This is a genomic window from Hydrogenophaga sp., assembly GCF_035481345.1.
In the GTDB taxonomy this organism is placed as follows: domain Bacteria; phylum Pseudomonadota; class Gammaproteobacteria; order Burkholderiales; family Burkholderiaceae_C; genus Hydrogenophaga.
Map to the genome: position 1 here is coordinate 1 of NZ_DATIGV010000109.1, position 1,697 is coordinate 1,697.

Sequence of the window (1,697 nt, forward strand, 5' to 3'; positions counted from 1 at the left end):
GCGTTGGCGCGCCTGGGCGTGCGACGAGTCGAAGCAGGTCTGATTGTCTGCCGGGCGACAAGCCAGACCGGGGTCCCATCGGGTAAGCCCCGCTGGTCACGCCCCGGCCCCGCTGCCTACGATGCCCGCATGAGCATCTACAGCCAGCACCTCGACCCCAACCCCGCCAATTTCGCGGCCCTCTCGCCCGTGAGCTTCGTGGAGCGCACGGCCGAGGTCTTTGGCGACATGCCCGCCGTGGTGCACGGCGCGCGGCGCCACACCTGGGCGCAGGTGCGCGAGCGCTCCGCCCGGCTGGCCGCCGCGCTGCGCGCGCTGGGCATCGGCCCGGGCGACACGGTGAGCACCCTGCTGCCCAACACGCCCGAGATGGTGGAGGCGCACTACGCCATCCCCGCGCTGGGCGCCGTCATCAACACGCTCAACACCCGGCTCGACGCCGGCCTGCTGGCCTGGCAGATGAACCACTGCGAGTCCCAGGTGCTCATCACCGACCGCGAGTACGCCCCCGTGGTGGCCAAGGCGCTGGCGACCCTGTCCGAGCTCGGGCGCGAGATCGTGGTCATCGACGTCTGCGACAGCGAGTACACCGGCCCCGGCGATCGCCTGGGCGCGCACGAGTACGAGGCCTTCATCGCCGCGCACGAGCCCCTGCCGCGCCTGGACGGCCCCGCCAACGAGTGGGACGCCATCGCCGTGAGCTACACCAGCGGCACCACGGGCGACCCCAAGGGCGTGGTGACGCACCACCGGGGCGCCTACCTCAACGCCGTGAGCAACGTCGTCACCTGGACCATGCCGCAGTTTGCGCGCTACCTGTGGACCCTGCCCATGTTCCATTGCAACGGCTGGTGCTTCCCCTGGACGGTGGCGCTGCAGGCCGGCGTGCACGTGTGCCTGCGCCGCGTGGAGCCGGCCGCCATCCTGGCCGCCATGCGCGAGCACGGCGTGGACCACTACTGCGCCGCGCCCATCGTGCACAACGGCATCCTCTCCGCCGTGGCGGCCGAGCCGGCGCTCAAGGACGGCATCGGCGCCGTGCGCGGCATGGTGGCGGGCGCCGCGCCACCGGCGTCCATGATCGAGGGCATGGCGCGCCTGGGTTTCCAGATCACACACGTCTATGGCCTCACCGAGGTCTACGGCCCCGCGTCCGTGGCCGTGGCGCGGCCCACCTGGGCCACGGCCGAACTGGGTGAGCAGGTGCGCCTCAACGGCCGCCAGGGCGTGCGCTACCCGCTGCAGGAAGGCATGACCGTGATGAACCCCGACACCATGGAAGAGGTGCCCGCCGACGGCCAGACCATGGGCGAGATCATGTTCCGCGGCAACATCGTCATGAAGGGCTACCTGAAGAACCCCGCGTCCACCGCCAAGGCCTTTGGCGGCGGCTGGTTCCACACGGGTGACCTGGCCGTGCTGGAGCCCGACCGCTACGTCAAGATCAAGGACCGCAGCAAGGACATCATCATCAGCGGCGGCGAGAACATCAGCTCCATCGAGGTGGAAGACGCCCTGTACCGCCACCCCGCCGTGATGGCCTGCGCCGTGGTGGCCAAGCCCGACCCGAAGTGGGGGGAATCGCCCCTGGCCTTCGTGGAACTGCGCCCCGGCGCGCAGACTACGGAAGCCGAACTCATCGCCCACTGCCGCACCCTGCTGGCCGGCTACAAGGTGCCCAAGGCCGTGCGCTTCGA

General features: G+C 70.7%; 1 protein-coding gene. It reads left to right on the forward strand.

Annotated elements, in window-relative coordinates; all coding sequences use genetic code 11:
- Positions 1 to 129 precede the first annotated feature (129 nt).
- Positions 130 to 1,697 (forward strand): AMP-binding protein (locus VLG41_RS12300; RefSeq protein ID WP_325349696.1); only part of this gene is annotated, 1,568 nt, incomplete at its 3' end.